At 67.9% G+C, this 26399-nt stretch carries 24 protein-coding genes; 18 read left to right on the top strand and 6 right to left on the bottom strand.

All coding sequences use genetic code 11. The features are described 5' to 3' along the window. Positions 1-2 precede the first annotated feature (2 nt). From NZ773_09810 to NZ773_09785, 6 genes are all read left to right on the top strand, one after another. Positions 3-806: an endonuclease III gene (locus NZ773_09810; GenBank protein MCS6802218.1), complete on the top strand. Its 804-nt coding sequence runs from the start codon at positions 3-5 to the stop codon at positions 804-806. Beyond that, positions 803-1834, top strand: a complete 1032-nt coding sequence (argC, locus tag NZ773_09805) for an N-acetyl-gamma-glutamyl-phosphate reductase (GenBank protein ID MCS6802217.1) — start codon at positions 803-805, stop codon at positions 1832-1834. Before NZ773_09810 ends, argC begins: the two co-directional genes overlap by 4 nt. Next, on the top strand, positions 1831-2526 hold the full coding sequence (locus tag NZ773_09800) for a VTT domain-containing protein (protein ID MCS6802216.1): 696 nt from the start codon (positions 1831-1833) through the stop codon (positions 2524-2526). The genes argC and NZ773_09800 overlap by 4 nt, the downstream gene beginning before the upstream one ends. Before the next feature lie 27 nt (positions 2527-2553). After that, a complete protein-coding gene (gene argJ / locus NZ773_09795; GenBank protein MCS6802215.1) occupies positions 2554-3750 on the top strand; it encodes a bifunctional glutamate N-acetyltransferase/amino-acid acetyltransferase ArgJ in 1197 nt (398 codons plus the stop codon). Positions 3751-3962: 212 nt separating this feature from the next. Continuing rightward, positions 3963-4625 carry a phosphoribosyltransferase gene (locus NZ773_09790; GenBank protein MCS6802214.1) on the top strand — a complete coding sequence of 221 codons (663 nt, stop codon included), beginning with the start codon at positions 3963-3965 and terminating at the stop codon, positions 4623-4625. Continuing rightward, the gene (locus tag NZ773_09785; protein ID MCS6802213.1) at positions 4622-5248 is read left to right on the top strand and encodes a dienelactone hydrolase family protein; all 627 of its coding nucleotides are present in this window, start codon (positions 4622-4624) and stop codon (positions 5246-5248) included. The genes NZ773_09790 and NZ773_09785 overlap by 4 nt, the downstream gene beginning before the upstream one ends. Positions 5249-5386: 138 nt before the next feature. On the opposite strand, the gene NZ773_09780 is transcribed toward NZ773_09785, so the two are convergent. Further along, positions 5387-6955 carry an MFS transporter gene (locus NZ773_09780; GenBank protein MCS6802212.1) on the bottom strand — a complete coding sequence of 523 codons (1569 nt, stop codon included), beginning with the start codon at positions 6953-6955 and terminating at the stop codon, positions 5387-5389. A 636-nt stretch (positions 6956-7591) separates the two neighbouring features. On the opposite strand from NZ773_09780, the gene NZ773_09775 reads away from it, so the two are divergent. Both NZ773_09775 and NZ773_09770 read left to right on the top strand, forming a co-directional pair. Then, on the top strand, positions 7592-10765 hold the full coding sequence (locus NZ773_09775; protein MCS6802211.1) for a YfhO family protein: 3174 nt from the start codon (positions 7592-7594) through the stop codon (positions 10763-10765). An 81-nt stretch (positions 10766-10846) separates the two neighbouring features. Continuing rightward, positions 10847-12187, top strand: coding sequence for a hypothetical protein (locus NZ773_09770; protein MCS6802210.1), 1341 nt, complete (start codon positions 10847-10849; stop codon positions 12185-12187). A gap of 27 nt (positions 12188-12214) precedes the next feature. Here the strand turns inward: NZ773_09770 and NZ773_09765 are convergent, their stop codons facing one another. Both NZ773_09765 and NZ773_09760 read right to left on the bottom strand, forming a co-directional pair. Then, a complete protein-coding gene (locus NZ773_09765; protein MCS6802209.1) occupies positions 12215-14203 on the bottom strand; it encodes a PhoX family phosphatase in 1989 nt (662 codons plus the stop codon). A gap of 140 nt (positions 14204-14343) precedes the next feature. After that, on the bottom strand, positions 14344-15000 hold the full coding sequence (locus NZ773_09760) for a hypothetical protein (GenBank protein MCS6802208.1): 657 nt from the start codon (positions 14998-15000) through the stop codon (positions 14344-14346). 111 nt (positions 15001-15111) lie between these two features. On the opposite strand from NZ773_09760, the gene NZ773_09755 reads away from it, so the two are divergent. The 6 genes from NZ773_09755 to NZ773_09730 all read left to right on the top strand — a co-directional run bounded on the left by NZ773_09755 (position 15112) and on the right by NZ773_09730 (position 20833). Then, on the top strand, positions 15112-15510 hold the full coding sequence (locus NZ773_09755; protein ID MCS6802207.1) for a hypothetical protein: 399 nt from the start codon (positions 15112-15114) through the stop codon (positions 15508-15510). Positions 15511-15966: 456 nt separating this feature from the next. Beyond that, positions 15967-16749: a hypothetical protein gene (locus NZ773_09750; GenBank protein ID MCS6802206.1), complete on the top strand. Its 783-nt coding sequence runs from the start codon at positions 15967-15969 to the stop codon at positions 16747-16749. Positions 16750-16902: 153 nt separating this feature from the next. Further along, a complete protein-coding gene (gene rplI, locus NZ773_09745) occupies positions 16903-17370 on the top strand; it encodes a 50S ribosomal protein L9 (protein MCS6802205.1) in 468 nt (155 codons plus the stop codon). 47 nt (positions 17371-17417) lie between these two features. Then, positions 17418-18791 (top strand): replicative DNA helicase, encoded by a 1374-nt coding sequence (gene dnaB / locus NZ773_09740; protein MCS6802204.1) that lies wholly within the window; start codon positions 17418-17420, stop codon positions 18789-18791. Further along, positions 18772-19503 carry a DnaD domain protein gene (locus NZ773_09735; GenBank protein MCS6802203.1) on the top strand — a complete coding sequence of 244 codons (732 nt, stop codon included), beginning with the start codon at positions 18772-18774 and terminating at the stop codon, positions 19501-19503. Before dnaB ends, NZ773_09735 begins: the two co-directional genes overlap by 20 nt. Then, positions 19418-20833: an ATP-binding protein gene (locus NZ773_09730; protein ID MCS6802202.1), complete on the top strand. Its 1416-nt coding sequence runs from the start codon at positions 19418-19420 to the stop codon at positions 20831-20833. The genes NZ773_09735 and NZ773_09730 overlap by 86 nt, the downstream gene beginning before the upstream one ends. Positions 20834-20842: 9 nt before the next feature. Here the strand turns inward: NZ773_09730 and NZ773_09725 are convergent, their stop codons facing one another. Together NZ773_09725 and NZ773_09720 are read right to left on the bottom strand one after the other, a co-directional pair. Then, the gene (locus tag NZ773_09725; protein ID MCS6802201.1) at positions 20843-21598 is read right to left on the bottom strand and encodes an FxLYD domain-containing protein; all 756 of its coding nucleotides are present in this window, start codon (positions 21596-21598) and stop codon (positions 20843-20845) included. A 25-nt stretch (positions 21599-21623) separates the two neighbouring features. After that, the gene (locus tag NZ773_09720) at positions 21624-22904 is read right to left on the bottom strand and encodes an FAD-dependent oxidoreductase (GenBank protein ID MCS6802200.1); all 1281 of its coding nucleotides are present in this window, start codon (positions 22902-22904) and stop codon (positions 21624-21626) included. A gap of 67 nt (positions 22905-22971) precedes the next feature. Between NZ773_09720 and NZ773_09715 the strand changes: the two genes are divergently transcribed. From NZ773_09715 to NZ773_09705, 3 genes are read left to right on the top strand one after another with little or no spacing between them, the layout of a single operon-like run. Continuing rightward, positions 22972-23721 (top strand): SDR family oxidoreductase, encoded by a 750-nt coding sequence (locus NZ773_09715; protein ID MCS6802199.1) that lies wholly within the window; start codon positions 22972-22974, stop codon positions 23719-23721. A 2-nt stretch (positions 23722-23723) separates the two neighbouring features. Next, the gene (locus NZ773_09710) at positions 23724-24368 is read left to right on the top strand and encodes a DNA-3-methyladenine glycosylase (GenBank protein ID MCS6802198.1); all 645 of its coding nucleotides are present in this window, start codon (positions 23724-23726) and stop codon (positions 24366-24368) included. A 59-nt stretch (positions 24369-24427) separates the two neighbouring features. Further along, positions 24428-24838: a hypothetical protein gene (locus NZ773_09705; protein ID MCS6802197.1), complete on the top strand. Its 411-nt coding sequence runs from the start codon at positions 24428-24430 to the stop codon at positions 24836-24838. Between the two features lie 5 nt (positions 24839-24843). On the opposite strand, the gene NZ773_09700 is transcribed toward NZ773_09705, so the two are convergent. Continuing rightward, positions 24844-25353 (bottom strand): hypothetical protein, encoded by a 510-nt coding sequence (locus NZ773_09700; protein MCS6802196.1) that lies wholly within the window; start codon positions 25351-25353, stop codon positions 24844-24846. 105 nt (positions 25354-25458) lie between these two features. On the opposite strand from NZ773_09700, the gene NZ773_09695 reads away from it, so the two are divergent. Then, on the top strand, positions 25459-26399 hold a 941-nt coding region (locus tag NZ773_09695; protein MCS6802195.1), incomplete at its 3' end, for an ABC transporter substrate-binding protein.

The raw sequence follows: 26399 nt of genomic DNA, 5'->3' as shown, positions 1-26399 counted from the left end.
GAATGATAACCTCGATCGCGCCGGCTGACTACTCCGCGCGCGGCCGCCTCCGACAGCAGACTGACCCCGCCGGCCGACGGCGCGCCGCACGACAGCGGAGCGGGCAGATGCGCTACAGTCTCGGCGCCATGGACGACCGCCTCCCGTGGATCCTCGACCGTCTTGCCGAGCAGTACGGGCGCAGCAGTCCGCCCTTGAGCGACCCGATCGATGAGCTTGTCGTGACCATCCTGTCGCAGAATACCTCCGACCGCAACGCGGCGCGCGCCTTCGCAGCGCTGAAGGGGCGCTATCCGACATGGGAGGAAACGCTTGCCGCTCCTCCCGCGGAACTGGCGGCGGTAATCCGCTCGGGCGGAATGGCGACGATCAAAGCGGCGCGGATTCAGCGCACCTTGGCGGCAATCCAGGAGCGGCACGGCACGCTCGACCTGCGCTTTCTCGCCGACCTCCCGCTTGACGAAGCGCGGCGCTGGCTCGCCAGTCTGCCCGGCGTCGGCAGCAAGACCGCAAGCTGCGTCCTGCTTTTCTCCTTCGGACGCCCGGCACTCCCCGTCGATACGCACGTTCAACGGGTCGCGCGCCGCCTCGGCCTCGTTCCCGAGCGGTCGTCTCCCGACCAGATTGCTGCTATGCTTGAAGCACGCATCTCCCCCGCCGAGGTGTTCGACCTTCATATGGGCCTGATCCGGCATGGGCGGCAAGTCTGCCTTGCGAGGCGGCCGCGCTGCGCCTCCTGTGTCCTCACCTCCCGCTGTCCGAAGATTGGGGTGACCGCAACGAGCGGCCTCGAGGGGGCGCAATGAACGTCGGCATCCTTAATGTCACTGGCTACGCCGGGCTTGAACTGGCGCGCCTCCTCGCCCGCCACCCCCACGTGACGCTCCACGCCGTCACTGGGCGCAGCGACGCCGGGAAAGCGCTCGATGAAGTCTTCCAGAGCCTCACTGGCCTCGACCTGCCGATCGTGTCGGAGCTGCCTGACGATGTCGAGTTTGTCTTCTCCGGCCTGCCCCATAAGGCAAGCGCCGAGGCGCTGCTCCCCTTCATCGATCGCGGCATCCCCGTTGTCGATCTCGCCGCCGACTTCCGCCTCCACGACCCGGCAGAGTATCAGCGCTGGTACAACGTCGCGCCGCCTCGCCCCGCGCTGCTGGCGCAGGCCGTCTACGGGCTGACAGAGATCCACCGCGCCGAGATCGCCGGCGCCCGGCTTGTCGCCAACCCGGGCTGCTATCCAACCGCGGCGCTGCTCGCTGTCATTCCCGCCATCGCCGCCGGCATCGCTAAGCCCGATGTTATCGTCGACGCCAAATCCGGGATCTCCGGCGGCGGCCGCAGCCTTGCCCTCGCCAACCACTACAGTGAGGTGAACGAGAACGTCACGCCGTACAGCGTCAGCGGCCATCGCCATCTCCCGGAGATTGTGCAAGAGCTGGCCGCCCTCACTGCGTCCCCCCCCGCGGTCACCTTCATTCCGCACCTTGTGCCGATGACCCGCGGGATCCTCGCGAGCTGCTATCTGCCGCTCGCCGACACGGTCGAAGAGGACCCGCCGGCGCTCCAGCGTCGCGTTACCGACCTCTACCACGACTGGTACGACCGCGAGCCGTTCGTGTTCGTCAGCAAAACGCCGCCGTCGACGAAGGCGACATACGGCAGCAATCGCGCTCTTCTCTATCCTGTCGTCGATGCGCGCGCGCGGCGCCTTGTCGTCTTCAGCGCGATCGACAACCTTGTCAAAGGAGCATCCGGTCAAGCGATCCAAAACATGAATGTCATGCTCGGCTGGCCGGAGACACTCGGCCTCGAGGGGCTGCCGGTGTACCCATGAATCTGCCCCGAAACCTCGCCTTAGCCCTAGCAGCGATCGCGCTGCTCGCCATCTTCATCTCCCAGCGCGAGACGATCGGGCTCATCCTGTCCGACGCCACATTCCTCCGCAATTGGGTGGTCTCGTTTGGCCCGGCCGCGCCAGCCGTTCTGATCGCGCTCCAAATTGTCCAAATCGTCGTCGCGCCTATCCCCGCTCAGGCGATCGGAATGGTCTCGGGCTATCTGTACGGATTTTGGGGCGGCTTGGTCATCACGTTCTTCGGCGGCACGCTCGGGTCGATCACCGCGCTTATGCTCGGTCGCTTTATCGGCAAGCCCATCGTCTACAAGTTTGCCGACGAGCAGGTTATCGCGTGGGTGCAGCGCTTCAATCGGGTCCGCTCGGTCCCTATCTGGGCCGTCATTTTCGCCCTGCCGATCGGCGACCCCCTGCTCTATGCAGCGGGATTGACGGGCATCTCGCTGCGGACCCTGATCGTCGGAGCGGCAATTGGGCGCTTCCCCGGCATGATCTTTGCCAACTTCTTCGGCGCCGAGACGGAGTCGCTCGGCGCTTGGGCATGGGTATTTGGGTTTGTCATCGGCGGGATCCTGCTGACCCTCTTTTCGCTCTGGCACCGCCAGATCCAAGCCGCGACCGAGTTGCTCGCCCGCCGGCTCGGTCACGACGTTCGCGCCGAGTCAGAATAGCGTTCGCGCTCTGCGCAGGGTGAACCGATGGAACTCATCCCAGACGGGAGCGTCACCAGCCCCCGCGGATTTATCGCCGGCGGCATCGCCGCCGGAATCAAGCCGAGCGGCGCCCTCGACCTCGGCATCCTCGCTAGTGTCGTGCCGGCCACTGCCGCCGCGGTCTTCACCACCCACGCCCTCCCCTCGCCGACCATCCTTCTCAACCGCGAGCGGGTCGCCCGCGGCACGGCGCGAGCGATTGTCGTCAACAGCGGCAACGCCAACGCGGCGACCGGCGCCGCAGGGCTGCATGATGCGCAGGAAATGGCGCGGCTGGCGGCAGCGCGCCTAGGCATTCCCGAAACTGAAGCGCTTGCCGCCAGCACCGGCGTGATTGGCATTCCGCTGCCCATGGACCTCGTGCGTGCCGCCATCCCGGCCGTGCCGCTCTCCCCAGAGGGCGGGCATGACTTCGCGCGCGCGATCATGACGACCGACAGCTGGCCGAAGGAGCGGGCGGTGCGCCTCGTCATCGACGGCCGAACGGTGACAGTCGGCGGCTGCGCCAAAGGGGCGGGGATGATCCACCCCAATCTGGCCACCATGCTTGCCTTTCTGACCACCGACGCGCCGGTAACCGCGAGCTGGCTCTCGGCGGCGCTCCGCCGGATCGTCGATGACACGTTCAACATGATCGACGTCGACGGCGACATGAGCACGAACGATACGGTGCTCGTCCTCGCGAACGGCGAAGCGGGCGGCACGCCGATCGCTGGCGGTCCCGCCGGCGATGCCCTCGAAGCCGCGCTGCGCGCCGTCGCCGAGCATCTCGCCAAGGAGATCGTCCGCAACGCCGAAGGCGCGACGAAACTGATCGAGGTACGCGTCACCGGCGCGCCAAGTCGCCACGCTGCGCGCGCCATCGCTCGGACCGTTGCCTCCTCCCTCATGGTCACCACGGCGGTGCACGGCAACGACCCGAACTGGGGCCGCATCTACGGCGCCATCGGCAATGCCGGGGTTCCGGTCAACGCCGACCGCCTGTCGATCGCGATCGGCGCGGTGCAGGTGTTTGCCGCCGGCGCTCCCCGCCCCTTCGATGCGACTGCGGCGATTGCCCATCTCCACGGCCCTGACGTGCTGATCGCGATCGACCTCGGCGAGGGCACCGAGCGCGCCACCGCGTGGGGCAGCAACCTGAGCGAAGCGTACGTCACGCTCAACAGCGTCTACACCACCTGAGCAGGACAAGGCCGCCCCCGAAGAGCCCTGCCCCGCCTGTCGGCGCGATCGCCCCTCGTGCCTGCGGCGCTTCCGCAGACCTGTCGTCATCCTACACGCTGTGGGCGATATCCTTTCGCAATCCTCCTCCTCCACGCTATGGTCTAAGCAGCGAGCACAATGCGCTGACGTCGTTCTGCGGCAGTGCGGGGGAGCGAGAGGCGATGGTCGAGATGGCACGCTTTGCTGATCGGGCACATGCGGGGCGGGTTCTCGCCGCCGCTCTTGGACACTACGCCGGCCGACCGGATCTGATCGTCCTCGGGCTGCCCCGCGGCGGGGTGCCAGTCGCGTTTGAAGTGGCGCGCAAGCTCGGCGCCCCCCTCGACGTGTTTGTCGTTCGCAAGTTGGGCGTGCCGGGCCGCGAGGAATTAGCAATGGGCGCGGTGGCGAGCGGCGGTGTCCGCGTGCTGAACGAGGATGTCGTCGAATCGCTCCGCATTCCTCCCAGCGTCATCGACCAAGTCGCCGCCCGGGAAGAGCGCGAGCTTGCGCGCCGGGAGCAGCTGTATCGCGCCGGCCTGCCGCCGCTCACCTTCGCCGGCAAGACGGCGATCCTCGTCGACGATGGCCTCGCCACCGGCAGCACGATGCGCGCGGCAATTTTGGCCGCCCGCCGCCTCGAGCCGGCGGCGGTGGTAGTCGCCGTTCCCGTGGGCTCTCCCGACGTCTGCGCCGACCTCCGCACTCTCGCCGATGAGGTCATCTGCGCCGAGACCCCGCCCTTCCTCTACGCCGTCGGCTTGTGGTATCGCGACTTTACTCAAGTCTCCGACGAGGAAGTGCGCGACCTCCTCGCCCGCGCTCGAACGGCTGTCCGCAACGCCGAGACATGACCGAAGAGACGCTCGTTCTCTCCACCGACGAGGGGCCGCGCGCGGCGACCCTGTTCCGCCCCGCCCAGCCGCAGGGGCTCATCCTCTTTGCTCACGGCACGGGAAGCAGCCGACAGAGCCCGCGCAATCGCTTTGTTGCGGAGACGCTCGCCAGCGGCACGTTCGCCGCCCTGCTGATTGATCTCCTCACCGAGGAAGAAACCCGCGCCAATGCCGAGATCAGCATGGAGCTTCTTGCCAGCCGCCTCGAAGCGGCGATCGAGCGCGCCTCTCGCCTGCCCGACCTGTCGGCGCTCCCCGTCGGTCTCTATGGAGCGAGCACGGGAGCCGCTGTTGCGCTGATCGCCGCTGCCCGCCATCCGGCCGTCCGCGCGGTTGTCTCACGCGGCGGCCGTACTGACCTCGCCGACGAGTGGCTGCCCCGCGTGCGCGTTCCGACCTTGCTCATCGTGGGCGAGCATGACGTGCCGGTGCTCCTCCTCAACCGCCAAGCGCTGCCGCGGTTCGGCGGCGAGACGCGGCTCGCGATCGTCCCGGGCGCGTCGCACCTGTTTCCCGAGCCCGGCGCGCTTGAGCGGGTCGCGACGCTGACGCGAGACTGGTTCTTGCGCCATCTTGGCTAACCCAGCGGGCGAGGCGCCGCTCCCAAAGCACGCGGGACTGCCTCTCGGGACGCAAGGGCATTTCAGCAGCGCCTTGAGGCCGAAGCGGGAGACATTGCTCGCAGGAGGAAGCGGCCGCTTCCCCAGCGGCGAGGCCGCTCACTCCTCCAGCGCCTGGACGGCCGGCGGCGCGCCCCGCACCGTCAGGCGCGCAATGGCGGCGCCTGCGGCCGCGAGCGCCGCGCCCAGCAGCATCGCGAGGCGATACCCCGCAAGGTACGCCTCGTCGACCGCGCGGTTGAGCGCTGGCGCGTCGGGAACAGTCGCCGGCACGGTTGCGGCGGCAAGGCTGCGCCGCTGCGCATCGATGCTGGCGCGGGCCTCAGGAGCGGGCGCAAGCGCCGCCACGCGGCGGTCCAGCTCGGCATTGAACGCGGTCGCGACGACAAGGGAGAACAGCACAACCGCGAGCAGCCCTGCGGCACGAGAGAGGGCGTTGTTCACGCCGGCCGCAACCCCCGCTAGGCGGTGGTCGACCGAGTTCATGACGACGATCGTCAGCGGCGGCACGGTGATCCCCATGCCGAGGCCGAGCACGGCGACGGCAGGGAAGATCGTCGTCCAGTAGCTTCCGCCGATGCCGGGCAGGGCGAAGAGCGCGAGCCCGATCGCGACGAGTGACGGGCCGGCCACGAGCGGCACCTGCGCGCCGCTCCGCTCGACCAGTCCGCCTGCCCAGCGCGAGACGATGACCAGAAGGAGGAAGAAGGGCACAATGGCCGCGCCAGCCTCTGCCGCTGCATATCCCTGCACTTGGATCAGGGTGAAGGGCAGCAAGAACAGCGCCCCGCTGACCGCTCCATACAGCAGCACGGTCAGCGCGTTCGCGCCGCAGAACTCCCGCGAGCGGAACAGCGCGAGCGGCATCACCGGCTGCGCAGCCCGCGCTTCGACCATGACAAAGAGGACCAGCGTCGCGATGCCGGCCGCCAGCGGCACAACGACGCTCACCGCTCCACCGTCCTCGGCGGAAGCGCGGATCAGGCCAAAGACCACGCCCCCAAGACCGAGCGTGGCGAGGAGAGCTCCTGGCCAGTCCAGCCGACCCGCTGCGCGGTCGTCGCGGCTTTCCGGAACACGAGTGAGCAGAATGGCGACCACAACGATCGCGATCGGCAGGTTGAGAAAGAAGACCCCCCGCCACGACAGCAGCTCGATCAGCCCGCCCCCCAGCAGCGGCCCAACCGCAGTCGCTCCTCCCGTCGCCGCTGACCAGAGCGCAATCGCCCGGCTGCGACGCTGCTGCGGCGTGCCCGCGCTCAGCATCGCCAGCGCTCCCGGCGCCAGCACAGCGCCGCCAATTCCCTGGACCACCCGCGCTGCGATCAGGGCACCGATTGTCGGAGCAAGACCGCTTGCGGCCGAGCCAAGCGCAAAGAGCACCGCGCCGAGCGCAACCATGCGCCGGCGACCGTAGCGATCGCTCAGCGCGCCGCCGACGAGGAGAAGGGCCGAGAGCGGCAAAGTAAAGGCTGCCACCACCCATTGGATGTCGGTCAGGGTTGCCGCGAAGTCGGCTTGCAGCGCCGGCAGGGCGACCGCGACCACCGTACTCTCGAGGAAGACCATGCTCGAGCCGAGGATCGCGGCCAGCAGGGTCCACGTCTCCCGGCTGCGCGCAGCGGGCAGCGGCCGACTGCGATGCGACATCGGCGCTATCACCTTCACGGGTGCCCTCCTCCGCGCCTGACGCCATCCGCCCGGACACGGCAGCGGCGCCGCATGCCATCGAGGCGCGGCTCTGTTCTCCGCGCTGACATCCGCGCTCGCTCAGCGCCGCGCGCAGCAGCGCCGGAAGGAGCGCGCCGCAGCCATTGTACGGCTGCCCTCCCTCTTCACTGCGCTCGCTGGGCCAAATCGCCTCTGCGCGATATTCCACGTGGACCGTGCGAGACAGCCCATTCGGCAGCCGCGCGGGCGAGCCGAGCGCGCTACGGTGTTCCCGTCAGGGAGGACACCAGGAGGTCACCATGACCAGCCGCGGACGCCCCGACCAGTTGGGGAGGTTCGGACAGACGCGAGCGGGCTGACCTGCCCCGCGCCGTCGCTCACTCCGCCGAGAGCGGGCTGCCAGTCCGCAGGCGGGAGCGAGCCGCAGCGCGGGGAGGAGATCCCGCGGCACGCCGCCATGTGCGACCGATGGCGGGGTGCCGCGCAGAAGCGCCGTCCCTCCTCTGCTACCCCCTTCACCGTTTGGCCCCTGGCGAGCGGAGACGCCGGGGCCAAACGATTCCAGCGCCACATCCCGCTTCTGCGCGAGCGCCTCCTTGCTATACTCCTCGTCACGACCACCTCGGGGGCGGTGTGCGGAAGTACGTCCTTCTGTCGTACGACCTCCTCGCGACAGCCTTTCTCTTTCTCCTCGCCGTCCTGTTCTTCCAACGCGCCATCTTCAGCGGAGAGATCTTCGCCGAGCGGGACACGCGCGTTTTCTACTTTCCTCTTCAAGCATGGTTCGCCGGCCGACTGAAGCAGTTTGAGCTGCCGCTCTGGTCGCCGGATATTTTTGGCGGCTTTCCGATCTTCGCCGATGGCGAGACGGGGATGTTCTATCCCCCCGTTGTACTGCTCAGCTTTTTCCTGCCGGCGGGACAAGCGTTCATCTGGAATGTCGTCGTCCATTTCTTCTTCGCCGGGGTCTTTACCTACTGCCTCTGCCGCGCGCTTGCGCTGAGCCGCCTCGCGAGCGTGATCGGCGGCGTCACCTTCATGTTCTCAGGCTTTCTCGTCGCGCAGATCCACCATCAGAACCTCCTGGACTCAGCAGTGTGGCTGCCGCTCATTCTCTGCTTCATCGAACGAGCCGCGCGCGCAAGCGGCGGAAGACGGCAGATTAACCTCGCCTTTGCCGGCGCCGCGTTTGGCCTGCAGTCGCTTGCGGTGCATGTCCAAGTGCCGCTAATGAGCGCCCTCGTGATCGCGGCCTACTGCACCTTCCGCTGGCTCCTCTGCCCGATCGGGGGCGCGCCGCCGCGGCTGCTCGTCGGCCATAGCGACTGGCAGCAGGGATGGGTTCGCCGTTTGGCCCTTGAAGAGCTTGACCGGCTGTGGGCAGCGGCGCGCGTTGTCATCGGGCGGCTTTGGCTGTGGGCGTGGAGCGGCCTGCTCATCGGAGGGATCGGCGCGGGACTGGCGGCAGTGCAACTGCTCCCGCTGTACGAGCTTGGAACATTCTCGCGCCGGGCGGGGGGCGTTGATTACGCCTTTGCCACGCTCCATCCCCAGACCCCCGTCAATCTCATCACCTTGCTTCTGCCCTACTTCTTCCGGAGCCCCGACGGCTACTACTGGGGGCTGTGGTCATCGTGGGAGACCCGCCTCTATATGGGGATCGCTCCCCTCATCTTGGCAGTCGTTGCCCTGATCGCCTGCCGCACCCGCTTCGTCTACTTCTTCGGGCTGCTAGGACTGACCGCTCTTTGGATTGGAATGGCCTCGCATGCGCCCTTTTTCAACCTGCACGAACTGATCTATCAGCTTCCCGGCTACAACCAGATGCGGGCGCCGGGGCGCTACGCCCTCGTCTTCTCGCTCGCAGTCGCGGTGCTTGCAGCGTCTGGCTTCTGCTTCTTAGAGCGCCATCTCCGGGGCGGCTGGAGGTTCAATCCGGGCGGACCGGGCCCGCTCTTCGTGCGGGAAGCAGCGCCGCGAGGGCCGTGGCGCGTTCCCCTCTATGCCGCGCTTGTCTTCGTCTTCCTCCTCGCCCTTGAAGTCGTCTTCCGGCTTGAGGAGGCGGCCGCTGCTGTTGCCGCGCGCGCTCCGACGGTGGCGAAGTGGGTCGAGGAGTACCTTGCTGCGCCCCGCATGCGGCGCCTTCCGGACGAGGCGCTCACGGCGGAGCGCGTCTGGGCAGGGCTCGCCGCGGCGCTCGACCCGGCCAGTTTCTGGGTGAACTACGCCCTCATCCTCCTCTTTCTCACCATCCTTGTCCTCTTTCTCTGGCTCGCGCTGCGTCCGCTGCGCTGGCTCTGGATGACGGCGCTGCTCACCTTCAGCGTGGTCGACCTGATCTTTGTCGGCTGGCAGTTTCACCCCACCATCCCGCTCGGCACTCTCGAAGCGGCGTCGGCACCGGTGCGCTTTCTGCAGAACCAGCTCGCGACCGCGCCCGGCCGTGTCTACAGCCGGCCGGGCGCGACAACGGCGCCGAACACCCTCGCCGCGTTTAACATCCCGGAGGTCGGCGGCTACAGTTCGCTCAGCTTCAGGCGCCATGAGGAGTACACGGGCGCCCTTGAGATCGGCTACCCTCACCTGCTCGACGCGTTCCACGTTCGCTACGTCATCGCCTCCAACCGCTTCATCCCGACCCCCTCGTTCGAAGCGACCCCCTTCGACCCGGCTCGGCCGCTTTTCTCGACCGTGTCGACCGCCAACGGCTCTGCTTCGATCGACTTCGTGCTTGAAGGGTTCCTTGCCACCGATCTGCGCGTCGTCTCGCGGCTGCGCAACTCGCACGACCTTCCCCAAGGGACACCGGTGCTCGAAGTCCGGCTGACTGATGACCGCGGTGCCATCCAGACGTTTCGCCTGCTGGCCGGCGTCCATACCAGCGAAAACGCCTACGACCGCCCCGACGTGCGCCCGCTGGTGAAGCACAATAAGACCCAGGTCGCCTTCGAGTACAAGACGCCCGCCGGCGTTGTTGAGGGGCTCGCTTACTATACGAACCTCCCGCTCGGGCGGCGCGCCCGGATCACGCGTGTCGAAGCGCGCAACATCAGCCCGATCGGCGACCTCCAGCTTGTCGGCATGTCGTTGGTCGACGAGCCGACGCGCACTTTGCGTCATCTGTTTGCCGAACGCTCGACCCGCTGGAAGCGGGTCTACGAAGATGCCGACGTCGTCATCTTCGAGAACCTGCGTGTCTTGCCGCGCGCCTATCTCGTTCCCAATGCCATCGTTCGGCCTCCCAGCAAGAACCCGATTGAAATTCTGAACTTTATGGCCGAGAACGCCTTCGACCCGCGACGCGAAGTGCTCTTCGAGCGGGGCGACGCGCCGCCGAACATCCCCACGGTGGTGCGCCCCCCGCTGCCGAGCGACGTTCGCCTCGAGCAGGCGAGCGATATGTATCTCCGGATCCGGGTCAGAACGCCGGAAGAGCAGTACCTGGTCGTGGCCGATACCTACTATCCGGGCTGGAAAGCGACGATCGACGGCATTCCGGCCACAATCTACCGCGCGAACTACCTGATGCGCGGAATTGCGGTTCCTCCCGGCGAGCACGTGGTCGAGCTGCGGTTCGAGCCCGATACCTTCTGGCTCGGCTTTCGGATCACCCTCAGTGTTGCGAGCGGCGTGATCGCAGTCTGGGCGCTCTGGCGGCTGGGACTGTTCGCCCGCCTGCTTGCGCAGCTTGCGCGAGGCTGGCACCGCCGCGGCGGCCACTGGCGTACCTTCCCCCTCCCCACGCCTCGTCCCTCGCCGCGCTGGCCCCGCCCTGTCCCGACCGAGGCGCGGTTCGCCCGGCGCTAGGCCGGTTCGACCGGCGAGATTCACCCCCAGCGGCAGCTATCTCGCTGAAGCAGGGAAGCAGGCTTGCTAGACTCGCCGGCGGTGTCTCGCGATCGATCGCGCCTCACGCTGCTTCTCTCCTACCGCGGCGAGCGCTGCCCGCCGCGGAGTTCGCGCCGTGAACTTCCCGCCCGCGAGACGGCCGCGCCCCCCTCGCCTCGTCCGCTCCCCACCGCAGCGAAGCGGGCGAGCCCCGTGCGGCGGTGGCCGCCGCGCGGCACGCTGTTCGTCATGCTCTGCGTTGTGTTGGCGGCGTTTGCGTTCGGCCCGTTCCATGCCGAGCCGGCGGGCGCAGCAGAGATCGCCGTCCCGTTCGAGTGGTACCGCTACCAAGGCGAGCCCGACTCCGGACCAGACGCGCTGCAGAACTGCGAGGTGACGACGACGGCGATGGCCATTCAGTTCGCGCGCGGCGGGCTGCGCATCCCGATCCAAGACGTCCGGGCTGTCATCGGGCGCAGCGGGCCGACCACGAGCGCCGATGCCAAGAAAGCGCTCCGCTATTGGGGGGTCCCGACTAGCGATATCGACAACATCGATCAGGTGATCGCCGCCGTTCGGCGCGGCCGGATCGTCATCGTCGGCCTGATGATGGGCGCAATTTCGATCGGCACCGACGCCGGCCAGGCGCGGTCCTCGCCGCGGGAACGCACCGGACGCTATTCCACCTACGCGGGAGCGCACTCGATCATCGTCAAGGGGGTCTCCGCCGACGGCCAATGGCTGACGGTGTATGACCCGAACCACTGGGACACCAACCCGATCTACTTCTACGCCGACGGCACGCCGAAGGGGAAGAACCGGCTCTACAAGACGAGCGAAGTCGCTGCCGGCATGCGCGCCTTGGTCGACTTTCCGCGCGCGATTGAAATCCTCGGCGGCTCGGGCGTGTTGACCAACGGCGGCCAAGCGCCTGCCACCCCAACCCCGGCTGTGAGCGCAACGCCGCCGGCCGGCAAGGCAGCCCCAAAGCAGAGCGGCGACCTCGTTGTGCTTACCTCGGGCGCCGGAGGCAGCTGGTCGAGCGCTGTCGTCACGTTCGGCGTGAAGAACGACGGCACCGCGCCGATCCATTTCGAGGCGATCGGGATCCGCGGCGTGCGGCCGGATGGCAAGCCGTTTGATCAGCTCCAGCGGCAGCTCTCGCTCAAACCGGGAGAGGAGCGCGTCGTCTCGCTTCTGCTCGCCACGCCGGCGACAGGTGAGTGGCGGATCAGCGGCATCGTCTATCAGCACGATGGAGCGTGGCACGACTTGCCGCCCGAGGGCAAAGTGAGCCGCGCCGCGTTCCGCGTCGGCGGCGCGGCAGGGATGCCGCCGCTTCCCGCCCCGACAGCCGCGGCGGGAGTGAAGCCGAGCGCCCCGCTCCAGCCCGGCAGCTGAAGCGGGGCGCGTCGGAGGAGGCAGGAGTTAGGGCAGGAGGCTGCGGAAGAGGTCGCTCAAGCCGCCGCCGCTCGGCTGGGACGCGGGGCGACGGCCGGTGCTGCCTGCCATGCCGATGCGGCCGCCGTTCTCAGCGGTGATGGCGATGACCGACGGCCGCGGATAGGGCAGGCCATCGGGCCACGTGCTGATCGGGTTCTCGACGGTGCCGTCTTCGCCCGGGTGCTGAACGGCAAGGAAGAGCGTCGTGCCGTCGGTGTTGAACTCCGGTCCGCACACCTCGGCACCGGCAACTGTGCTGTAGAACTGCTGCAGGTGCCCGCGCTCGCTCCCTTCGGTCGGCACTGCGAAGAGGCCGTCGTTGATCCGCACTGCCGAAGGCGCCCCGTCGGTCGCCACCCACATGTTGCCGAACTGATCGAAGGTGATGTTGTCCGGCGCGCCGAGCGTGCTTACCCGGTCTTTGGGGTACCCCGCGTAGTAGCTCGTCGGGTCGCTGGGCGGACCAGCCAGGATGAAGATGTTCCACGTAAACCGCGTCGCCGTCACGTCGTTGTTCGCTTCGGTGATCTCGATGATGTGGCCTGCGCGGTTGTTGGGACGCGGGTTGGCTGCATCCGGTCCCGGCCGCCCAGGAGCGCCGCGGTCGCTGTTGTTCGTAAGGACGAGATAGATCTTGCCGTTGACCGGGTTCCACTCGAAGTCTTCCGGGCGATCCATCTTCGTCGCGCCGACGGCATCCCCGGCGAGGCGGGTGTTGATCAGAATGTCAGCCTGCGAGCCGAACCCATTTTCCGGCGTCAGCGGCCCTTGCCCCCAGACGAGCGGGATCCATTCGCCAGTGCCGTCATCGTTGAACTTCGCGACGTAGAGCGTCCCTCGATCGAGCAGGTCCATATTGGCCGCGCGGTTATACGGGTTGAAGCGGCCCTCCGGCACGAACTTATAGGCGTAATCGAAGCGCTCGTCGTCTCCGATGTAGAACGCCAAGCGGCCATCCGGGTTCATCGCAAAGGTCGCCGCCTCATTCTTCCGTCGGCCGAGTGCGGTTCGCTTCTTCGGGGTCGAGGTGGGATCGTAGGGGTCGATCTCCACGACCCACCCGAACTTGAAGCTCTCGTTCGGCTCCTTGCCGACATCGAAGCGGTCGTGATACCGGCTCCACTGGTAGCGTCCCAGTCCGGTCGGGATGCCATAGCGGTTCATGCTGGTGCGCCGCGGGTCGCTCGCCGGCAGCCGGCCAGCGTTGTCGAAGTAGCCGTTGAAGTTCTCCTCGCCGGAGAGCACCGTGCCCCACGGGGTCTTGCCGCCGGCGCAGTTGTTCAGCGTGCCGAGCACCCACGCGCCCAGCGGGTCGTCGCTGGTGACCAGCCAAGGATGTCCCGCCGCTGGACCCGTCAGCTGGATCGGCGTGGACGCCGTAATGCGCCGGTTGAAGGGCGAGTTCGGCACATACCGCCACGTGCCGTCGCGGAGACGCTCAACTTCAACGACCGAGATGCCATGAGCAGCCATCTGAATGTCGGCCTGCTCCTTCGTCAACCGCGACAGCGAGAAGTTAGCGAACATCAGCTCAGGGTTGGTGTATTCGTGGTTGACCACCAGCAGCCCGCGGTTCGGATTGGCCGAGCCGTAGGGCAGCGGGAGGTAGCCGATGAAGTCGCAGTTGTAGCCAAACTGACGCGCCTGCAGCGCCGCGCTCTGGCGCTCCGGGCTCCACGGCTCGGTGCCGGGCAGAATCGGGTCGCCCCAGCGGATCAGCACCTGCATGCGATAGCCCGGCGCCACCACCATGCGGTCCGCATCGGGCGGGTCGCCTTGGATAGGCGTAAAGTCCAAACCGACGGCGCTCGCTGCCGGCACATCACCAGCGAGGCGCGCCGCCGCGGCTGCCGCCCCTGCTGCTGCGCCTGCTTTCAGGAAGCCGCGCCGGCTCAAATAGCGATTGAGGACATCGCTCCACAGCTCTCCAGAGCCGTGATCGGGAGTGCCAATGGAGGTATCTCGATCGGCCACGACGAATCTCCTTCTTTCGATCTCTCGATCGGGCTGGACCCAACCGTCGGGACGGTAGAAGAGAAAGATGAGCCGTGTGTTAGGAGGGTGTAAGCGCGTGTTAGCGCCGTGTTTACGTTCGTGTAGCGGAGCCGCCGCGGTCAGCGCCCTGCCTGCCCCGGGCCAACGCGCAGGAGCGCCCCGCCGACAAGCGGCAGCAGCCAGCGCCGCAGCCGGTCGTGTGGCTGGACCACTCCGACCACAATTGCGCCGAAGCCGGCAGCGCATGCCCCAACAGCATGGGTCACCGCGCTCGTGACAGCACTGCGGACATCGTCGAGGCGAAGCTCGGCACGGCGGCGCGTGTCGTCGACGACGGGAGCGAACGCTCCCTGCGGGTCGGGCGCGAGCCGCCCGCGCCCTAGATCAGGCAGCAGCAGGCTCGTCTCAACTTTCGAGAAATCCGGGCTCGTCGCTGCGCGAACGACCGACTGCACCGCCGGCAGAATCCGCTGGACATCGCGCCACGCGGAGACAGCAGCAACCGCCGCCGCGAAGAGGAGGGCGAAGACGACAGCAGCGGTCACCAGCCGGCTCAGGAGCGACTGCTTCTCGAGGCCGCGCCGTTGAAGGCGGTAGGCGAGCGCGTTCCACCGCTCGCCGCGCTGCGCCGCAGCGTCATCGGCCTCGAGGAGCGCCATATAGCGCACGATCGTCGGGAGGGTCGCCCGCTCCCCGAGCGGGTCGTTGAGAGCAAGGTAGCGGCGCAGCGCCCGGATCAGCGCCACCTCGTCGCTCGTCAGCTCGCCGTCGCCCACAACGACAGGGTACGCAGGAGAGCGGCGGCGACGCAACTGCGCCCCCGTTGCCGCAGCCGAACCGGTTCCGAGCGCGCCGCCAATCGGCTACAGTTCGCGCGGGAGGACGCAATGGCGCGGATGCGTGTCCCCTGCTTCGGCTGCCGGACGCCGCTTGTTTTCGATGAGTACGATGTGGGATTGAGCTGCCCTCAGTGTGGTCAGCGCTACCTCATCGAGCACGAGGGCGGAGTGTTCACGCTCGTCGCCAGCGAGGCGCCGCCGGCACCCGCCGCTGGCGCCCCGGCGGATGCGCCGGAGGAGGACATTCCTTCTTCAGCGCCGCCGAGCGAGAGCGCGAACCTCGTTCCGCCTGCCGGGTCACCGCAAGCGGCGCCGACACCGGCATCGCGCGCGCCGCTGGTGGCGAGCATCCTGACTATCGGCATGATGATCGGCCTTTGCGGCGGCATTGTCGGCGGTCTTGGGCTCGCCGCCGTCCTGTATGCGGTCCTTCTCCGTCCGAACTGAGCGGGCTTTCCAAGCCGCTGCTTCCTTGGTACACTGAGGCGGAAAGAGCGCAGGCAGCGCGCGGGATGCACCCAAGCCGGCGCGGAGAGGACGCGGCTGCGCTCAGCCGCGAGGTTGCGCCGAGCGCGCCCGGAGCAGCGGCGCGGGCAAGTTGGCGGCCGGCGGGGGAGCGCAGGGCGCATGCTGCCGTCCGCGAGTCCTCTGCCCCTGAGGCGCGGAGCGACAGCGGTTCTCCCGCAGGCACGATGGATGGCCGTTGCGCTGCCGCAAGGCGCGGACAGCGGCGCATCCCTCGAAACAGCGCGCGCAGGTTGTTGCGTCGGACGGGCGAGCGCTGCGTCGGCTACTCCGGAAGAGCTCCGCCGACTGGGAATGCGCGCAGCAGGGGCGCTCCTCCGCGGCTGGGCGATACCGTCATCTCGGCAGGGTGTTCCTGCCGCGCAAAAGCAGGGAACGATGAGCAAATTAATTGAAAAGCTGCGTGCCGCTGCGCGCGGCGTTCCTCCCCGGATCGGCTTTGCCGTCGGCGGCCCAAAGCCGAAAGCGCCGGGTATCGGTCTGCTGGCCGCCCTCGGCGAGCAGACCCACCTTGGAAAAGCGGTCGCGCCCTTGGTCGACGCGCTGATTATCGACGCGTCCGCAGCGACCGCCGAGGAGATTGCCGAGATCGGGGCTGTCGTCGGCATCAATGCTGGCAACCGCGCTGCTCAGCTGCCCGACCTGAAAGCGCTCGGCGCCGACTTCGTCGTGATCGGCCTTGGCGCCGACGCAGTCGCCCTGCGGATGGAGGAGGGTGCGAAAGTGCTCCGCTTGCCGCTCGACACGCCGGACGGCAGCCTGCGCGCCATCTCTGTTCTGCCGGTCGACGTTGTCCTCGTCGAAGAGACGGTCGGCAAGCGGCTGTCGGTCGACGAACTGCTCAACTATCTCCGGCTTGGCGCGCTGAGCGCTCGGCCGCTCATCGTCACGGTCGATGCCGACTTCGCGCCGGACCAGCTGGTCTCGCTGCGCGATGCGAGCGTCGCGGCAGTGTGTGTTCCCGTCACGAGCGAGGACGATATTGCGATCGTCGAGGCGTTCCGCCATACGATCGACTCGTTTCCCGCCCCTCCCCGCCGCGATCGCGGCCTCGACCGGTCGCTGCCGCTCGTCAGTATTCCTCCGGCCCCGAGCGCGCCCCCTCCGCGGGAGACGCCGCAGCCCGAGACGGTGCCGGCGCCGATCCCCGACGACGACTAGAGACGCAAGCAAGTTAGCTGCTTGTAGGGCTCGAATGCCCGCCCGTATAATCGGTCGAGCATGGCGACGCCGCCCGGCGACGCGCGGCCGTCATGATCTGCTCACCGCGCGCCTGGCGGGCAGCGCGCGGAATGTACCAGCTGGACCCAAACGATGAAAGTGCTGTTTCTGAAAGAAGTTGAGAATGTCGCCCAGCCGGGCGAGGTGAAGGACGTCGCGGACGGCTTCGCGCGCAACTACCTCCTGCCGAAAGGGCTTGCCGTTGCTGCCAGCAGCGCAATGCTGAAGCAGCACGCAGCAGCGATTGAGCAGGAGAAGAAGCGCGCGGCGAAAGAGAGCGAGGAGCTGCGCGCTCTCGCCGCGCGGCTGAGCGAGACGACGGTGACGATCCCCGCGCGCGCCGGGGTCGAAGGGCGGCTGTACGGGTCGATCACCGCTGCTGACATCGCCGAAGCGCTCCACCGCCAGCACGGCGTCACAGTCGACCGCCGGCTGATTGAACTGGATGAGCCGATCCGGCGCCTCGGTGAGCATCAGGTGACTATTCGGCTGCGGCGCGACCTTCTCCCGACGCTGAAGGTCGTGATCGTCAGCCTCGAAACCGCCTCCACCTCCGCCTAGGCGGGCGCGCAGCCCGATCGCTGGCGGAGTCGGCGACAAGGAGCGCAATGCTGATCAACGACCCCGCAGTAGACCGGCTGCCGCCGAACGATCAAGCTGCCGAACAGGCGGTCATCGGCAGCATCCTTGTCGACCCTGACATCCTTCCTCGGCTGCAGGCGCTGATCGAGCCCGAGGATTTCTTCTATGACCGCCATCGGTGGATCTACGAGGCTGTACTCGCCCTCTTCGACCGCCAAGCCAAAATCGACCTCGTGACGGTCGCCCGCGAGCTCGAGGACCGCAACCGGCTTGAGGAGGCAGGAGGCCCGGTCTACCTCGCCCAGATGATCGCGGAAACGCCGACCTCGCTCCACGCCGAGTACTACGCGGGGATTGTCAAGCGGACTGCAATCCAGCGCCGCATGATCGCAATCGGCGGCCAGATCGCCGCTATCGGCTATCAAGCCGGGGCCGACATCGACCGGGCGATAGCGGAAGTAGAGGAGTTAGTCTACAGCCTGCGCGTCACGCGCCCCCGCCGCGGTTTTGTCCACCTGCGCGACATCCTCGACGAACTGTTCGAAGGACGGATCGCCGTCCCCGAGAGCGAGACCCTCGTTGAATCCGTCAAGACCGGCTTTATCGACCTCGACCGGCTGCTTGGCGGGCTGAAGCGGTCTGACCTTATCGTGCTTGCCGCCCGACCAGGCATGGGCAAATCGAGCTTCGCTCTCAACGTGGCCCTCAACGCCGCGCGCAGCCAAGGCGCAACGGTTGCTATCTCGTCGCTCGAGATGTCGAGCGACCAGCTGGCCAACCGGCTGCTCGCCAGCGAGTCTGGGATCGACTCGCGCCGCATCCGCCTCGATCAGCTCTCCGATGCGGAGCAGGCGCGCCTGATGGAGGCGATCGCGACGCTCTCCGAGCTGAACATCTTTATCGACGACACGCCCGCCGCGCGGATCGCCGAACTGCGCGCAAAGCTGCGCCGTCTCCACGCCGAGCATCCGCTCGACCTCGTTATCGTCGATTACCTCCAGCTGCTCCATGGCTCGGGCCATGACAATCGGGTGCAGGAGATCGGGGAGATCTCCCGCTCGCTGAAGGCGCTCGCGCGTGAACTGAACGTGCCCGTCCTCGCGCTTTCTCAGCTCTCGCGCGCCGTCGAGTCGCGCTCTCCGCACATCCCGATGCTGTCTGACCTCCGCGAGTCGGGGTCGATCGAGCAAGATGCCGACGTCGTCCTCTTTCTCTACCGCGACGACGTCTACTACACCGAGAAAGAATGGGAGAAACGCTTCCCGACCAAGCCGTATCCCCGCGGGATCGTCGACGTCATCGTCGCCAAGCATCGGAACGGTCCGACCGGCCAGATCAGTCTGCTCTGGTTCGAGAAGACGACGAAGTTTGTCAACCTCAATGTCCGCGACGACCGGTAGCGCTCCGTTCGCCGGCTTTTCGCGCGGTGACCGCGTAATCCCGACGCCGGTCACTGTCTTCCGCGATCTCGTGCCCGCCATCTCCGACCTTGCGGAGCTGAAAGTCACGCTCCACGTGATCTGGCGGCTTGCCGAGAAGAAAGTCTTTCCGAAGTTCGTCAGCCGCTCGGAGCTCGAAACCGACCGGACGCTGCTCGCCAGCCTCGCTGCCTCGGGACCGCCGCTTCAAGAACTGCGGCGCGCGCTGCGGCTTGCGGTTCGGCGCGGCGTCCTGATCGAAGTCGTCGTCGGCCGTGCGGACGGAGAGGAGCCCCTCTTCTTTCTCAATAGCGATCGCGACCGGGCGATCGTTGCCCAGCTCGAGCGCGGCGAACTGAACATCGGGCAAACGCGCGCCTCGCGCACGGAGACGCCGACCAGCGCGCCGCGTCCTACGATCTATCAGCTGTATGAACAGAACATCGGCCTGCTGACCCCGCTTGTCGCCGAGGAGCTGCAGGCCGCCGAAGAAGAGTATCCCGCCGACTGGATCGAGGATGCCTTCCGGCTGGCAGCGACGATGAACCGCCGGAACTGGCGCTACATTGCGCGCATCCTCGAGCGCTGGCGGGTGGAGGGGAAACGCGATGGAGCCCTTAGCGCGGATCCTGCGCCAGAAGGCTGGGAGCGCTACTTCCGCTCAGACGGCCCCGTCTCCCGCCGACCCCGCTGAGCCCGCATGTCCCATCTGTCTCGACGCCGGCTATGTCCGGCTCGACGTGCCGCTCGGCCACCCCGAGTTTGGACGCGCCATTCTATGCCGCTGTCAGGAGGAGCGGTTCGCCGCTCACCGCCGTGAGGTGCTGCGCCAGCAAGCGATGCTCGGCGCGCTGAGCAGCAAAACCTTCGCCACCCTCCGGCCCGAAGGGCGCTACGGTCGCTTCCCCGAGCAGTACCGCCTCGCGGTGGAGCAAGCGAAGGCGTTCGCGGAGCGTCCCGAGGGCTGGCTTGTTCTGACGGGCGTCCCAGGGTGCGGCAAGACCCATCTTGCCGCCGCGATCGCCAACGCCGTGATCGACCGCGGCGAGCCGGCGCTCTTTCTCGTCGTCGCCGACCTTCTCGACTACCTGCGCTCCACTTTCGCGCCCGGCGCCGACATCCGCTTCGATGACCTGTTTGACCAAGTCTGTCAGTCGCCGCTGCTGATTTTGGACGATTTTGGCGCAACCACCAGTTCAGAATGGGCGCAGGAGAAGCTGTTTCAGATTGTCAACCGCCGCTACAACGCCAAGCGGCCGACCGTCTTCACGCTCGCTACTCCGATCGACGCTCTCCCGGAGCGCCTGCGCGTTCGGCTGACCGACGAAGAGATATCGGCTGTCATCGAGCTCGAGGGCAGCCAGTCCCCACTTTTTCAGCGCGTTGGGGCGATGGCGCTTGAACTGCTGCGCGAGATGACGTTTGAGACCTTCGACGCCGCCCGTGCCGACCTCACTACCGCCGACCAGCGCAGCCGGCTGGAGGCCGCGTTCGTCAGCGCAAAACGGTTCGCCGAGCAGCCGGAGGGGTGGCTCCTCCTCACCGGCCCCTGCGGCACAGGCAAGACCCATCTCGCTGCCGCCATCGCCAACGCCCGCATCGCCGCCGGCAAGCCGGTCTACTTCGCAGTCGTTCCGGACCTGCTCGACCATCTGCGCTCGACCTTCGCGCCCGACAGCCCAGTGCGCTATGACGGGCTCTTCGAGACCGTGCGCACGGCGCCGCTGCTCATCCTCGATGACCTCGGCGCACACTCGTCGAGCCCCTGGGCGGAAGAAAAGCTTTATCAGATCATCAACTACCGCTATAACGCCAAGCTGCCGACCGTCTTCACGACAAACTGCCGCCCCGAAGACCTCGAGCCGCGCCTCAGTTCGCGGCTGGTCGACAAAAAGCTCGCCCATCATGTCGGCCTCGACCCGATCCCCGACTATCGCGCCGACACCCCCGCTCAGCGCCGACCGCTGCCGCGGCGGATGGCGGCACGGCAGCGCGATCAGCGCCCTCTCCCCCGGCCGAACTGAAGGCGCCGCTCACTCGTCGAGCACGTCCACCTGCACCCGGATCGTCTGATACGCGGGGAGGCGTTCCGTGCTGGTGAGGGTGACGGTCGCTGACCCGCCCGCCGGCAGCGCCGCCGCGCCGCGCGCGATGCCGACGAGATTGCCTGCCCCATCGAGCAGAGAAGCGACCGCCGTGAAGCGGTGGGGAACGCGGTCGGTGTTTGTTGCCCGCGCCTCAACCTGAAAGCCGGTGCCGACGGCGCGGGCGGTCGCGTTCTCAAACGTGATGGACGTCTCCCCGGCGCGGGCGCTTGCCGGCAGTCGGCTGGCAACGACAACGTGCGCGCGCGCAACCTCGGCCGGAGCCGCCTCGCTATAGAGCGTATACGGCTTGGTATCGTTCGGCTGGACATTCAGCACGGCGCCGACGGCTGCGCCGACCACCCGGCCGCCCGCGTCGTAGAGGGTGGCCGTCAGGACAGCAGAGCGAGCAACCGGTTCTGGGTTACGAATAAGCCCGCTCACCTGCACCCCGCCGCTGCTGCGGGCGAGCAGGGGAGTGCCGACGAGCTGGAGCCGCTCCGTGAACGGGGTCGGCGTTGGCTGCGCCGGCGGACGGGCTGGGGGAGGGGTCGGTGTCAGCCGCGCCGTGCCCAGCCGAGCGAGACCGCCAGTTTGGTACACCGCCAGCCCCGCAGCGCTGACGCAGACGCAGACAACCGCCGCGAGGCCAAGCGCGACGGCAAGCCAAATCCAGCGCCGGCCGTCGAAGTCATCCATCGCCATGCCGTCCGCCGCGCATGAGCTCAGGCTAGCGGATCCTCCCCAGCGACGCCAAGGCGTCGCGCGCCGCTCGCTCACCGCTGAGATAGGCGCCATGCACCGTGCCGGGATAGGCGCGGCTGGTATGCTCGCCCGCGAGGATGAGGCAGTCGGACGGCGGCGTCGCGAGAGTATCGTAGTCGTCCCCGCTCGCGCCGGGCGGAAGGTGAGAATAGGCGCCGCCGGCGAGCGGGTCCGTCAGCCAGCGCGTGACGAAGGCGCTCCGGGGCGCCGGTACCCCGCGCCCGAACAGGGTGCGGAGCGCGGCGAGCGCCGAGGCGACGATCTCTTCGTCTGAGCGCGCGGCGAGCTCCCGCGCGACACGGCCTGCATTGAACCCGACCACGATCGGCGCTCCGGTCGCGGCAGCCAAGCTGTACCACTCCGCCCACAGCCCCGGCTGCGGCCCCATCCAGCCGAACCGGTCGTAGCCTTCCTCCCAGAACACGCGCGGGAAGAGGAGCGCCACCCGTTCCAGCGCCCCGACCCCGAGCCGGCGCAGAGCGGCGGCGTGCGCTGCCGGCAATGGGGGAGTGAACGTGAGCGTCCCCGCTCGGAGAACGCCGAGCGGAACGGTCACGATCGCGACCGCGGCGCGCCGCTCGCCGGCGGTCGTTGTCAGTTCTACCCCCGTCGCGCCCCACGCAATGCGGGTGACGCGTGCGCGCTCGACCGGCACCCCGGCTGCAAGGCGTTCCACGAGGGCGGCGTAGCCATCGCGGAACCACACGTCCGGCCCGGCAAACTCGTCGTCTTGGTCCCAATGCCGGAACGACAGCTCCGCAGCATCGGCCGCGTAGTCATGTTCGATCTCGACGTTCACCGCATAGGCGAGCTCGCGCCGGCGCTCGCGCCCGAGCCCCGCGGTCACCTCATCGATTGCCGACTGCAGCGGCCGGTCCGGCGCGTCGCTCCTCTGGGCGCGAAGCCGGCGGAGGCTCGCCAGGAGGGCGTCGAACTCCTCCTCGATCGCCTCTTGGCGGCGCTCGGGCAGCTCCCGGCCGTCCGGACCGTAGAGCGTGCTGTTGTCATAGTCAGTGACGACGGTGTGCAGTCCCGCGGCAAGAGCGGCAATCGGATTGCCCTCGACGCGATGAATCCATGTCGCGCCGAGGTCAATGGGGGAGCCATCGGGAAAGCGCGCGGTCCAGACCCGCCCGCCGAGCCGGTCTCGGGCTTCGAGTACCGCCGCCTCGATCCCCGCCTCGCGCAGCCGCCGCGCCGCCGCGAGCCCCGCCACCCCGCCGCCGACGACAATCACCTCGTGCATCACAGTCGCAGCATACGCGCGCTGCGCCGCATGCGACAATTCCGTCACCTTGAGGCGGAGGGATGGCGTGGCAGTACTCGACCGATTTCGGCTTGACGGCCGGGTCGCCGTGGTGACAGGAGCGGGAGGAGGCATCGGCCGGGCAACGATTGCGCTCTTCCGGGAAGCAGGGGCGCGGGTTGCCGGGATCGACCTCAACCCCGACAGCTTCGCTGACCTGCTCGGCGAGGACGATGTTGCCGCGGCCGCCGACGTCCGCGACCCGGAGGCGGTGCGGTCCGCCTTCGCCGCCATCGCGGCGCGGGTTGGCCCGCCGACAGTGCTGGTCAATAATGCGGGCATCGCCTACCGGGCATCTGTTCTCGAGACGTCGCCGGACGCGTGGGACCGCGTGCTCGCGATCAACCTGCGGGGCGCGCTTCTCTGCTCCCAAGCGGCTGCTCCGGCGATGCTGGCCGCGGGCAAGGGGAGCATTGTCAACGTTGCTTCGCAGCTTGCCTTTGCCGTTGCGGCAGAGCGGGCAGCTTACGTCGCAAGCAAAGCGGGGCTGATCGGGCTGACCAAGGTGATGGCGCTGGAATGGGCAGACCGCGGCATTCGGGTGAATGCGGTCGCGCCCGGCGTGACGCGGACACCGATGGTGCGCTACCTTGAAGAGAACCGAGAGGCGGGCGACGCCTTCCGCGCCCGCATTCCGCTCGGCCGGTTCGCCGAACCGGACGAAATTGCGCTCGCATGCCTCTATCTGGCGAGCGACGCCTCCTCGTACGTCACCGGCCACGTCCTGACCGTGGACGGCGGCTACAGCGTTCCGTAACGATGTCGGCCGAGGCGGTCCGCTATCTTCGAGCGGTCGATCCGACGCTCGCCGCCGTTATCGACGCTGTCGGCCCCTTCGCGCCTCTGCGCCGCGAGCCGACCTTCGCCACCCTCGTCGCCACCATCATCGGCCAGCAGATCTCGACCCGCGCAGCCGCGGCGATCGACCAGCGACTGCGCGAGCGGCTCGGCGGGACGGTGACCCCTGACACTCTCTTGGCCGCAAGCGACGAAGACCTGCGGCGCGCAGGCCTTTCGCGCGCGAAACTGACTGCCGTGCGCGACGTCGCGCAGCGGGTTGCTGCCGGCGAGCTCATCGTCGAACGGCTGAGCGAGCTCGATGATGAGACGGTGATCGCCCACCTGTCGAAGAGCCGCGGCATCGGCCGCTGGACAGCGCAGATGTTTCTCATCTTCGCTCTCGGCCGGGAGGATGTTCTTCCCCTCGATGATTACGGCTTCCGCGCCGCGGTCCGTCGCCTCTACGGCGCCGAGAGCGCCCGAACGCCCGCCGCGCTTGCCGCCCTCGGTGAGCGGTGGCGGCCCTACCGCTCGGTTGCGACATGGTACCTCTGGCGCAGCCTCGCGCTGCCGATCGAGCACGATTACCATCCGCCGAACGATCGCCAGAACAGAACAGCTTGAAGTGTCCCCGAAATGCCGTGGTAGGATAAAGCGACTTCGCTAGGCGTAGCGACGGAGCGGTGACTTCGCTGCATTCTCCTCCCCAGCAGCCCCCAGCGCAGGGCGACGAAGCGATTGCCGAGGGTATCGCCCGCATGCTCCGCCTGCTCACTGCCAGCGGCGAGATTGTTTGGACGAAGGGCGAGTCTGAAGAGCGGGTGGAGGAGGTAGCGCGCCTTGCGCTCCACCTCGCGCAGATCCCCGAACAGGACGGTCTCGCGGCGCAAGGGAAGGAGCTGCCGCACGCAGCGTTGTCCCCAGCGCGGGCGCGGCCGGGTCGGCGAGCAGTCCGCGCCCGCGGAGGCGGGTCCCAGCGGCTGCCCATTTCCCAGAGCGCAGGCCGAGAGTGGGCGCTCTCACGCTGGGCGCTTGCGGTCGCGGTCGCCTCGATCATCCTCTTGGTCATTGTCTTCGCGCTCCAGCGGCTCTAACCGAGTTACAGCGCCGGGCCACGCTGAGGCAGCGGCTCCCCCGCGAGATCGATGCCCGGCAGCGGCGACTGCCGCTGCTCGTTGCTGACGACCGTCACCGCTCGAAGCCGCCCCGCTTCGATGTGCTGGACAGTGCGCGCTCGAGTGTGGTCGGTCAGGAGGGTGATCGTCTCGACTGTTTCGGAGCTTCCATCGGCGCTGCGCCCCGTCAGCACAATAACGCGGGCAGCGGCAGCGCGGGCTCGCGCCGTGAAGCGCGGGCTCCGGACGACGAGATCGCGCCCTTCCCAGTGCGCGGTGAACGTCCGCGCCTCGGCGCGTCCTCCGCGCATCGTCACCACCCGTTGGGCATAGCGGTTCGCGGCGAGATCGACCGCCACGTCGGTAACCACGTCGTACTCGTCAATCAGCGCGCCGTCGACCGCTCGGGTCGTGACTTTCCCGCTCCACGTCCCTGTCTGCAGCTGCCAGAGCCGGGCCTCCCAGTCGGCCATCGCCTCGTCGGGCGGTGTCATCGCGCTCCTCCGTTCGTTCTCCCCGCGGTCCGCGCCCCTTCTTTTTCCGCGAGCTGGCACCGCGATCTCGGTGTAGACTGCCTCCATTCTCGACGGGAGCGTCCTATGGGCCCATCGCGAACGCACCTTGTCTGGCCAGTCCACCGCCGCCACGTCGAGGTCAGTTGGGACCCTGATGTTCCTCACACGGGTCAGGGGCGCCGTCCTGCTCCCTATCACACGCTTCACTTGCCGTATGAGCCGCTGACCACGCCGCGGATCGGCATCGATGCCGACGGCATCCGCTTTCCGATCGCAGAGCAGCTGCAGCCCCGTCTCGCTGTTGCGTGGGAGCCCGCCGACGGCTACCGGACCTGGACCGTTCGGCTCCGCGAAGGCGTCCGCAGTTCTCTCGGCAACGAACTGAGTGCGGACGATGTGGTCTGGGCGTGGCAGCGTGTCTACGCCCTGCGCGGGGTCGGGCTGTGGCGCTCGCGCCGCATGGCGGGTGTCCAAAGCGCCGACGACGTTGAGGCGCTCGACCGCTTCACGGTCCGCTTTCGCACCGTCGGCCCCAATCCTGAGTTCCCACAATACCTCATCTTCGCGACGAACAACATCGTCGATTCGCAAGAAGCGCGCCGGCACGCCACCGCCGACGACCCCTGGGCGACCGACTGGCTGGCGCGCAACATCGCCGGTTTCGGCGCCTTCACCCTCGAACGGCAGACCGCTGACACCTTGGAATTTCGAGCGCGGGAGGACCACTGGGCAGGACGGCCGGGGATTGCACGGGTGACGCAGGTTGCCATCGAGACCCGAGAGGAAGGGATGCGCCTCCTTGAGCGCGGGGAGGCGAACTTCTTGCTTGGGCTGTATCCGGAGGAGCTGGCGCGCTTTGCGGGCCGCCCCGACTACCGCCTCATCCGCGTCCGCGCCAATCACGCCACCCTCGAATTCAACTGGCTCGACCCGCCCTTCTCCGACCAGAAGGTGCGGCAGGCCGTCTGCTACGCCCTCCCCTACCAGCGCATCCTCGACCAGGTCTACCACGGCTACGCCCGCCG

This window comes from Dehalococcoidia bacterium (genome assembly GCA_025054935.1).
In the GTDB taxonomy this organism is placed as follows: Bacteria; Chloroflexota; Dehalococcoidia; order SpSt-223; family SpSt-223; genus JANWZD01.
Note: the sequence above shows the minus strand (reverse complement) of the source record. Positions and strands in the feature narration are given on the sequence as shown.

Bases quoted from the DNA above. Each gene is read 5' to 3' on its own strand.
- NZ773_09810 (MCS6802218.1), top strand. From the start codon at position 3: ATGATAACCTCGATCGCGCCGGCTGACTACTCCGCGCGCGGCCGCCTC.
- argC (MCS6802217.1), top strand. From the start codon at position 803: ATGAACGTCGGCATCCTTAATGTCACTGGCTACGCCGGGCTTGAACTG.
- NZ773_09800 (MCS6802216.1), top strand. From the start codon at position 1,831: ATGAATCTGCCCCGAAACCTCGCCTTAGCCCTAGCAGCGATCGCGCTG.
- argJ (MCS6802215.1), top strand. From the start codon at position 2,554: ATGGAACTCATCCCAGACGGGAGCGTCACCAGCCCCCGCGGATTTATC.
- NZ773_09790 (MCS6802214.1), top strand. From the start codon at position 3,963: ATGGCACGCTTTGCTGATCGGGCACATGCGGGGCGGGTTCTCGCCGCC.
- NZ773_09785 (MCS6802213.1), top strand. From the start codon at position 4,622: ATGACCGAAGAGACGCTCGTTCTCTCCACCGACGAGGGGCCGCGCGCG.
- NZ773_09755 (MCS6802207.1), top strand. From the start codon at position 15,112: ATGGCGCGGATGCGTGTCCCCTGCTTCGGCTGCCGGACGCCGCTTGTT.
- NZ773_09750 (MCS6802206.1), top strand. From the start codon at position 15,967: ATGAGCAAATTAATTGAAAAGCTGCGTGCCGCTGCGCGCGGCGTTCCT.
- rplI (MCS6802205.1), top strand. From the start codon at position 16,903: ATGAAAGTGCTGTTTCTGAAAGAAGTTGAGAATGTCGCCCAGCCGGGC.
- dnaB (MCS6802204.1), top strand. From the start codon at position 17,418: ATGCTGATCAACGACCCCGCAGTAGACCGGCTGCCGCCGAACGATCAA.
- NZ773_09735 (MCS6802203.1), top strand. From the start codon at position 18,772: ATGTCCGCGACGACCGGTAGCGCTCCGTTCGCCGGCTTTTCGCGCGGT.
- NZ773_09730 (MCS6802202.1), top strand. From the start codon at position 19,418: ATGGAGCCCTTAGCGCGGATCCTGCGCCAGAAGGCTGGGAGCGCTACT.
- NZ773_09725 (MCS6802201.1), bottom strand. From the start codon at position 21,598: ATGGCGATGGATGACTTCGACGGCCGGCGCTGGATTTGGCTTGCCGTC.
- NZ773_09720 (MCS6802200.1), bottom strand. From the start codon at position 22,904: ATGCACGAGGTGATTGTCGTCGGCGGCGGGGTGGCGGGGCTCGCGGCG.
- NZ773_09710 (MCS6802198.1), top strand. From the start codon at position 23,724: ATGTCGGCCGAGGCGGTCCGCTATCTTCGAGCGGTCGATCCGACGCTC.
- NZ773_09700 (MCS6802196.1), bottom strand. From the start codon at position 25,353: ATGACACCGCCCGACGAGGCGATGGCCGACTGGGAGGCCCGGCTCTGG.